Consider the following 8,644-nt stretch of genomic DNA (forward strand, 5'->3'; position numbering starts at 1 on the left):
CAAGTCAAAGCAATCGGAGTCCCCCTTCGGCAATGGCGCTCTTTCCCCAGGACAAGCAGATCGTGATCGTCGGCGGCGGCTATGCGGGCATCCATGCCGCGGCCGTGCTGGCCTGGCGCCTCAAGGGCAAGACCGGCGTGCGCGTCATGCTGGTTTCCGATCGCGAATACTTCCTCGACCGCTGCCGCCTGCATGAGGCCGCCGTGCGCGACGCGGCCATCTGCTATCCGCTCGCCCCCATGTTCGCCGGCACCTGCGTCGATGCCTCGCTCGGCAGCGTCGATCGCATCAACCTCGAAGAGCGCCGCCTTCACGTGGCGCATCCCTCGCACGGGTACGAGATCCCCTTCGACGCGCTCTTCGTTGCGACCGGTGCGACGCCCAACGACTTCGGCATCCCCGGCGTCAAAGAGCACGCGCGCTTCCTCTCTTCCTATGACGACGCCGTGGCGATTCGCGCGAAAGTCGAATCGCTTGAGGGCGGCAATGTCATCGTCGTGGGCGGCGGGCTCACTGGCATCGAACTGGCCGCGGAGCTGGCGGAACTTGCGCGCGCCGATGACACCGGCGCGCCGCGCTTCCACGTCACGCTCCTTGAGGGCGCCGAGCGTCTGCTGCCGGCCTGCGATGAGCGCGAGGCCAATTACTGCCACGAGCGCCTGAGCCGCATGCGGGTGAGCGTGCGCACCCGGGCGCAGGTCGAGCGTCTCGAAGAAAAGAGCGCGCGGCTCAAGGACGGCACCCAGCTTCCCCACGACCTGGTGGTCTGGTGTGCGGGCATCGCCGCAAGCGCGCCCGAGGGCCTTGCCGCCGCGCGCACCGACCGGGCCGGGCGCATCGAGACCGATGACCTGCTGGAGCTGCGGCGCGAGCCCCTGCTGCTGGCCGGCGGCGACCTCATCAGTTGCACCCCCGCCGGGGCCGAGGGCCCGCTGGCGGCCAAGGCCATGTGGGCCGTCCAGATGGGCGAGTACGCCGGGGAGGCGCTTGCCGCCTGGGCCCTTGGCGAGGACGCGCCCGCCGCGCCGGTCTTCCAGGACAAGGGCGAGCTCATCAGCCTGGGGCAGCGCGACGCCTGCGGGATCGCCCAGGTGGGCCCCGTGCGCCAGTTCCTGAGCGGCTTCCCGGCCGTCCTGCTCAAGGATGCTTCGCTCACCTACCACTTGTGGGGCCTCGCAGGCCGCACGGGCGTCGCCCCCGGCGCCCAGCCAGTGATTCCGCGCACTTAGCACTTCCCCAGTCATTTCAATGCCTTGCGACTCGGTGCGTCAAAAATTACGCTATCGATGAACACTATTTAACAAAAAAATTGAACCTATGGAGTTGATATCTGCCTCTTACTGCATAGAATAACTACGTAGAAAGGAGGGGCAGGAAATGAACTCCCCCATGAACCGCACAACGACCGACACCGCCCTCTCCAACGATACTGGCTATCTGAGCCCGCTGGAGTCCTATCTGGCGCCCACGCTGCTCTCCGACGCCGACCACCCGCGGGTGAGGAATCTGGCCGAGGAGCTCACAGCAAAGGCCACAACCGACGCCGAGAAGGCCGAGCGCCTCGTCCATTTCGTGGCCGAGCGCATCGCGGCCCAGCTCCCGGGCACCGGCGACGAAACGAGTGCCTCGCGCACACTGGAGCTTGGCTACGGTCACGAGACCGCCAAGGCCACGCTTCTGGTCGCGCTGGCCCGTGCCGCTGGCATCCCGGCGCGCCTGCACTTCGCGCGCTTCGACAAGTCGCTCATGCGCGAGTTCCTGCCCGGATGGGCCTGGGGCCTCTGGCCCGACACGGTCGCCACCGGCTGGGCCGAACTCTACGTGGACGGGCGCTGGCAGCCCCGTCCCGATGCGGCCTACGACGCCGACATGCTGCATGCGGCCAAGCGCTACCTGGCAGAACGCGGCCTCTCCTACGGCGTGGGCCTCACACTCGAGCCCGGCGCCGGCGCAGGCGGCTGGACCAGCCAGCTCGCCAAGCGCTTCCCGCTGGTCTCCGACGACGGCATCTACCGCGACGCGATGGACTACGTCTGGAGCGAGGCCTACCCGAACACGCGGCGTCACTCGGTGATCCGCTGGTTCCTGGGCCCCTGGGGTCGCAATGAATGCGCCCGCCGCCAGCGCGCCATCCGCGAAGCCGGCCGCGACTACGAGGCGATCGCGGCTTAAGACAATCAACTTCACAGGCCGGGGTGAGCTTCTCCTCCTACCCCATTCCCCAAAGCCCCTGCCTGTGTCTTCCCACACGCGGCGTCTCCCTTCCCCACGGAGGGAGGCGCCGCTGATTTTTGTACACTCCCTTTCACCTCTCCCATTCAGGGAGAGGTCGAGCGAAGCGAGGGTGAGGGTGCAATGCCGGTACAAGCCTTTCACCCTCACCCGCCCTCCCGGGCACCCTCTCCCTGAAAGGGAGAGGGGTAGCGCGGACCCTTCGGCAGGCTCAGGGCAGGCGTGGACGTGGACGTGGACGAAAAGATGGAACCACAGATGGCCACGGATGAACACGGATGCCGATCAGGCATCGGCCGTTTCCTTGTCGAGATCGTCGGGGGCGTATTTGGGAAGATGGCAGTTCCGGCATGCGCCGATCCTTGAGGGCCCGCGCCACCGCGTCCCCCACTTTTCCCCGCAGCTAGGACAACGCATGCCCCACAAACATTCTCCGACGTAGCCGAATCCAAAGATGAAGATCCAGATTTCCGCCCAGATCATCTGCTCCGGGACGCCGAACGTCATATCCGCCACGCTGGTGATAATGAAGAACAGCGTCAGCGCCGATCCAACTCTCAAGGTTCGGCGATAGCCACGCCACGCCTCGTAATACGCATCCCCCGGCTTGAGATCGCGGTAGCGGTATCGGGTGGGGTTAGTCATCCGTTTCCGTTTTCTGAAGAACTGGCACCCACCGCCTCTAATTCTCCCAAGAGAGCCGCAATGCGATCTTCATCCAAATTCAGCCACCAATCGAGCAATCTCTTGGCGAATTCGCGATTATGATTGGGCTGCCTCGGTTGCTCCATGACCATCGGCTCAACATCGTCAAGATACTCGGTCAGTTCATCCTCACTTGTCGCACCTGCCGTGAGCATTCCTAGAACGATCGGCGAGAAGGCGTGCCACTCATGGACCTCTCCATTGTCCGAATAAGTCGGATGCCACTCATTCAGAATTTCACTCAATTCAAGCGTCGCAGCATCAATGTGCTTTGGTCTATCCGGGAACGACTCAAATGCCCTCAGAAATTCCTCCTCATCGATCAACTTGCGAACTGTCGCTTCAATAACCTCCTTTGTGAGGCGCTGAACGAAAATCGGGTAAGAGGCCCAAAAATACAGCCCCGCTCCACACTCCCCGGTCTTCTTGTCCTTTTCCATCAAGTGAAGGAGATTTCCCACCGTAAAAAACGTTGCGCCGAAGCGTTCGCCAGTTTCAAACTCCACTTCAACATCTTGGTTGTCGTTCTCGTCATCATCAGCGAACTCAGTAAACGTAACAACGCGGTATTGAACACCCTTGGGATTGAAACTCACCCTTCCCCCTTTTCCGGGTCATCCGGCGCCCATTTGGGAAGGCCGCAGCGAGCACAAGTTGAGCGATACACAAGGCCGCCATACCACCACATCCGATTGTAGGCGCGCTTACAACGCGGACATGGGCTGTATTGATACAGCAAAGCCAAAATAAACACGCAGATTCCCGCGAGTGAAATCAGCATCTTGGCGGCCAGGGGAACGCCGAAATGATCAATGACCATACCGACACCTGCGCCTGCAACAAATGCGAACATTGCGGAGAAGAAAGCACACTCGCGCTGGTACACCCGCCGCCACGCCTCGGAATACGCATCCCCCGGCTTGAGGTCGCGGTAGCGGTAGTTGGCGGGCTTATTCATTGGCCGATTCCGCCGGCTGGGAGCCCAGCCGGTGTTCCACAATCCACGTGTGTACGAGCCGCGATGCGCCGTCCCAGAGGATCGTGATGTTGCGGTCGGCGGCCTGTGGCACGCCGGCCATGTCGGTCTGCGCCGCCTCGCCGTATTTTTCCATGATGTAATTGCGCAATGCGATTTTTCGAACGATGTGAGGCATGGGCCGACGTTGGTCCATTACGGGCGAGTCATAACCCCAGGTGCCAAGTTCTTCCGCCGTATACTCAAAGCTCTTGGGCGTGACCTGGTAGGTGCGGCGCATCTTGTCGATGTCGTCGATGATCGACAGGTAACCGAGAAACAGGACTGGGGCATGTAGAACGAGGCCGATGGGTTCGCCCGCTGCCTCGCGCCTGCGAGCCGCGACCATGATTTCGAGTGCGAGCCGGTCGGCATCGAGTTCCTGACGCCAGGTGCGCGCGGGCTCGGTTACCAGAAGGCCGTTGGTCACACCCTCGACAGGCGGATCGAGCGGATGGCCCAGGTAGTGGTGCGCCATCAGGTGGGCCACTGCGAAGAGTTCGGCAGAGTGCACCAGGGCACCCACCAGATGAATGTGATCTTTCTTGATGTTGTAGTGCTCACTCGTCCCCAGCACGCCGACGTGTTCGAGTGCCAAAAGGTAGACGCGCATGAATGCTTCCCTCTGTTTCTTTTTGGAAAAGCCATCGATCGTCAGATCGACTTCCATGGTCTCGCGCCCCTTCTTCCGGGTCGGAAAGGTTTCGATGGCGACCTTCGTCATTTCGTGGGTCAGCGTAAACAAACCGCCCCCCAGCGCGAGGATGGGGCGCCCTTCATCGGAAAGCTTCGTCGTCAGGAATTCAGGCCGGTTGGTCGGCAGGGTTCCGAAGGCGGGACTGCGCATGGAATACCCCATCGGGCCCGCAACCCGCTCGACCTCGGCCACCATGCCACCCATCAGGCCGTACCAGATCTCGTCCTGGTAACAGGTCGGGGAATTGCGGTTCCAGTTCTGCCGGACGTGCTCGGTCAGCTCGGCATCGCTCACCCCGCCGTGTGCATTCAGGTTCAGACCGACCAGGGCAGCCTCCAGGTTCCTGTGGAAACCCCGGAGCATTTGCGCGCTGATATTGCCGTAGCGGGTGCCGAGGAAAACCTTGTCCTGCAGCTTTTCCAGGTAGAGATACTCCGGGCTGTTCGCCACGCTGCAGGCACTCGACTTGATCCACTCCTGCACGCGGGGCGGATATTCCGCGGCTTTGCGCGCACACCCGGATACTGCCAACAGCGAGAGGGCGATCGCCAGAAACCACTGTTTGTTCCATGCCCTCACGCCGCCACTCTCTTTCGCATGCACGGATCCCGGTTCATTGTCTTTCGCGTTAGCTGGAGAATACCCCGTGCCACCATCCCTGTCATCCCGAGGCCGCAGGCCGAAGGATCTCAACGTGCGACCCGGCGGCGACGGTCATGCGGGTTCGCTCTCGGCGCAAGCCGGTTGGGATTCTTCGCTTCGCTCAGAATGACAACATGAAGAACTGCCCGCCGCCGTCCACCCCGTTCGTCCTGAGTAGGCGCGAAGCGCCGTATCGAAGGGCCTGTCCTGAGCCGCGCCGAAGGGCAAATGGGCCTCGGCACACCGGGGCTGTCGATCGCCCTTCGATACGCATCGCGTTGCGCGATGCTACTCAGGACGAACGGTTTTGCTTTTCGGTCCTTTGCTATTGTCGTCTTCTCTCTCCTTCCTCGCGATCTCATTTCCGTGATTTTTTTTGCTGAAGGCTGCGGGCGGTTACGGCGGGCCGCGTCCGGGGGAGTCGGCGCGGCATTCGTAGGCGGGTTGCGTGGGGTGAGACTCCGAATCGTGCACGTGCACGTGCTCGTGCACGACTTCTTCGGCGGGCGGCGTCTTGGGGCTGTCGTCGGTTGCCTCACTGCTCGGGCGGCCCACTCTCCTTGCGGCGTCGCGGGTTCTTGCGAGCAGGGTACGTGCGGCGCGGAGCTGGATCTCGGGGCCTTCGCCCTCGATGACGGCGGCGAGGAGCTGAGCCCAGGCGTGGCTTTTGAGCTGGCCCTCCACACTGGTCACGTTGCCGGCCTTGTTGAGGATCTCGACGAGGCCCGCGGTCATGTCGGTGCAGATGCCCGATTCGCGATTGAGACGATTGATGTCGACGAGCGCCATGTTCGCCCGGGCGCGCTGCTCATTGGTTGCGGGGCGGCTCGAATCGGGAACCTCGGCGAGCGCCTCGTCGAGGACGCGGGCGGCGCGCATGCGCAGTTGCCGGTCGGGCGCGCGGTTGCACACGGTGGAGACCATCACGAGCGCCCGGATGCGACAGACCGCCGCGCGCGGGTCTTCGAAGAGCGGGCCGCGCGTGCGGCTCCATTCATCGAGAAAGTGATCGCTCAGGCTGAAGCGTTGTTCCTTTGCCATCTTCGGGAGCCCTCCCTTGAAGAAGAGTTTCCCATGGCGGCGTGACAGGGGGCGTCACAGTTGCGAAGTGAGACAGCTACTCATTCCCTGCTCCCCCGCGCCGGGGGAGCTGTCGCCGGAGGCGACTGAGGGGGTCGTGGCAGGGCGATCAGACTTCAGAAAGGGAGCAGCGTGCCGGCACCGGCACCCCCTCAGCCCGGCGTTGCCGGACAGCTCCCCCGGAGGGGGAGCAGGGAGTTGGAGTTCAATCAGATTTTGCTGGACTCAGCTCTCGCTGGAATCGGGATCGGTCTCATCGAGGGTGTCGTCGTCTTCGTCGTGGATGGTCAGCGGCAGGCCGGTCAGGTCCTCGGCGCGGGCCAGGGTCTGCTCGATGGCGCGGCGGAAGGCGCTGCCGGCCGGAAGGCGGTCGTAGAGTTTCTTGATTCGCTCTGCCGTGTCCATGGGCGCCTCTCCCTTCCGGCTCTCCGGTGCTGCGTGGCCTGCGGCGGGGCGCAAAACCCCCTCCGTGAGGCCCGGGAGCCCCCGTGGGCCCCGAAAATCAACCGCCGTTTTATTCACGATGCTTTCCACCTATGATAAGGAGTGTTGCGCGTGCCAGCAAGGCGCGTTGCATCAATGGGCCAGATACCCATAATGGGACGCAGGCGGGGCAATTGGCGCATTGAAGCGCGCGGCCTGCGCGCGCTTTGGCAGATGGAGGATCGACACACGTGATCAACTACCAGGTCCAGACCCTCGACGAGGACGTCAATCCGCTCACCTACGAGCGGCCCTACATGTCCAACCTCCGCATGCTGATCTCCATTCTCGGCGAGACCTATTACGTCGCCAAGAACGTGACCGACCACACGGTGGGCTTTACCGAGCGCCTTGTATTCGGCGAGAAATACCTCCACCAGCGGCTCAAGGAATACAGGGGACAGAAGCGCATCGCGTTTCTCTATCACGGCTACTTCCAGGCGCGCGCGGGCTACGAGCGCATGGAGCACTTTCTCGAGAGCGAGCTGTTCAACATCTTCGCCATCTCGGGCGGCTACCAGCCCTACAGCCAGGACATCCGCCTCTCGGCCGAGCACGAGGCGCACATCCTCGAGTACGTGCTCTCGCAGACCGATGCCGAGGAAGTCTTCCTCATCGGCCACAGCCAGGGCGGGCTGGTCATTCGCTACATGCTCCAGAAACTGGGGCTCGCAAAGAAGTATCCCCAGATCTCCAAGGCGATCACCCTGCACACCCCGCACATGGGCACGTGGATCGCGACCGCGGGAATCGCCCACAAGGGGATCACCTCCACCATCGAGCGCATCGTTCCGGGCTTTCCCAAGATCCGCGGCGAGAGCGGCATCCAGATGATTCCGGGCAGCGCCTTCCTGCGCGATCTCAATTCCCAGCCGCTTCCCGAGAACATCGGCTGGACGAGCATCTACAGCTACGTCGATCCGCTGGTGTGGCCCGCACGCTGCGCGCGCATGCCCTATCCGGAGGCGACCAACATCCTGCTCAAGAAGATCGGGCACGTCAGCCCGCTCTACAACATCCAGGTCTTCGAGCTCATCCTGAAGACCATGCTGCTGACCCCCAAGGGCCAGCGCACCGACGACTCGACCATCATCGATCGCGACGTGCTCATGCGAAAGCGGCTCCAGAAAATGGGACGCAAGTTCGAGGAATTCGTGCAGAGCTCGGACTGAGGCCGGCTCCCGCGACCAGAAAAAGGGCGACGCATGCGTCGCCCTTTTTACGTTATCGTGCCACTCAAACCGTTCGTCCTGAGTGCGTTGCGTAGCAACGTGTATCGAAGGGCGGTCGACAGCCTCGACACCTCCAGGCCCGTTGGCCCTTCGATACGGCGCGTCGCGCCTACTCAGGACGGACGGGGCGGGGGTGCGGCAGCGCCCTAACCCTCGAGCGCCGCGCGCAGTGCCTCGGCATGTGCGCGCGGGAGCCCCGGCGGGCTGACCAGCACGCGGCCGCTTGCGAGGGCTTCGACGCGCATGTCGGCGCCGACTTCCTCACCCAGGGCGGCGGCCAGCCCTCCGGCCTCGCCTTCGAGCGAGATGAAATAGGAGGCCATGCTGGCACCGTCGCCGAGAATCACATGATAGAACAGGCGCCCGCCGATGCGGCACTTGTGGGCGTTGTGAATCATCCAGCCCGTGCGCGTCAGACGCGCCTCCACGGGCTCGGGCACGAGCGCGCGGTCGAGCTGCTCCTCGTGCTCGGTGCGCAGGTGGCCGTCTTCACCGGCGAAGATGGCATGGATGCAGTGGTGGTGCTGACCCGCGAAGTCCGAAGCGTGCAGCAGCGCG

10 protein-coding genes are annotated in these 8,644 nt (G+C 63.3%); 3 read left to right on the plus strand and 7 right to left on the minus strand.

Annotation, left to right across the window (positions count from 1 at the left end):
* Window positions 1-32: 32 nt before the first annotated feature.
* Window positions 33-1,229 carry an FAD-dependent oxidoreductase gene (locus KDH09_02370; protein ID MCB0218515.1) on the plus strand — a complete coding sequence of 399 codons (1,197 nt, stop codon included), beginning with the start codon at window positions 33-35 and terminating at the stop codon, window positions 1,227-1,229.
* A 160-nt stretch (window positions 1,230-1,389) separates the two neighbouring features.
* Window positions 1,390-2,172 (plus strand): transglutaminase domain-containing protein, encoded by a 783-nt coding sequence (locus tag KDH09_02375; GenBank protein MCB0218516.1) that lies wholly within the window; start codon window positions 1,390-1,392, stop codon window positions 2,170-2,172.
* 345 nt (window positions 2,173-2,517) lie between these two features.
* Here KDH09_02375 and KDH09_02380 read toward each other — a convergent pair whose 3' ends face one another.
* The 6 genes from KDH09_02380 to KDH09_02405 form a co-directional block, all read right to left on the minus strand.
* Window positions 2,518-2,877, minus strand: a complete 360-nt coding sequence (locus KDH09_02380; GenBank protein MCB0218517.1) for a hypothetical protein — start codon at window positions 2,875-2,877, stop codon at window positions 2,518-2,520.
* Window positions 2,874-3,533, minus strand: coding sequence for a hypothetical protein (locus tag KDH09_02385; GenBank protein ID MCB0218518.1), 660 nt, complete (start codon window positions 3,531-3,533; stop codon window positions 2,874-2,876). Before KDH09_02385 ends, KDH09_02380 begins: the two co-directional genes overlap by 4 nt.
* Window positions 3,530-3,895, minus strand: a complete 366-nt coding sequence (locus KDH09_02390; protein MCB0218519.1) for a hypothetical protein — start codon at window positions 3,893-3,895, stop codon at window positions 3,530-3,532. The genes KDH09_02385 and KDH09_02390 overlap by 4 nt, the downstream gene beginning before the upstream one ends.
* Window positions 3,888-5,228 carry a hypothetical protein gene (locus KDH09_02395; GenBank protein ID MCB0218520.1) on the minus strand — a complete coding sequence of 447 codons (1,341 nt, stop codon included), beginning with the start codon at window positions 5,226-5,228 and terminating at the stop codon, window positions 3,888-3,890. The genes KDH09_02390 and KDH09_02395 overlap by 8 nt, the downstream gene beginning before the upstream one ends.
* 459 nt (window positions 5,229-5,687) lie before the next feature.
* Window positions 5,688-6,332: a hypothetical protein gene (locus KDH09_02400; protein ID MCB0218521.1), complete on the minus strand. Its 645-nt coding sequence runs from the start codon at window positions 6,330-6,332 to the stop codon at window positions 5,688-5,690.
* Window positions 6,333-6,596: 264 nt separating this feature from the next.
* Window positions 6,597-6,776 carry a hypothetical protein gene (locus KDH09_02405; protein MCB0218522.1) on the minus strand — a complete coding sequence of 60 codons (180 nt, stop codon included), beginning with the start codon at window positions 6,774-6,776 and terminating at the stop codon, window positions 6,597-6,599.
* 269 nt (window positions 6,777-7,045) lie between these two features.
* Between KDH09_02405 and KDH09_02410 the strand changes: the two genes are divergently transcribed.
* Entirely contained in the window at window positions 7,046-8,026 is a 981-nt protein-coding gene (locus KDH09_02410; GenBank protein ID MCB0218523.1) for an alpha/beta hydrolase, read from the plus strand.
* Window positions 8,027-8,232: 206 nt separating this feature from the next.
* Here the strand turns inward: KDH09_02410 and KDH09_02415 are convergent.
* Window positions 8,233-8,644, minus strand: a 412-nt coding sequence (locus KDH09_02415) for a hypothetical protein (protein ID MCB0218524.1), incomplete at its 5' end; no start/stop codon positions are given.

This window comes from Chrysiogenia bacterium (assembly GCA_020434085.1).
In the GTDB taxonomy this organism is placed as follows: Bacteria; JAGRBM01; JAGRBM01; order JAGRBM01; family JAGRBM01; genus JAGRBM01.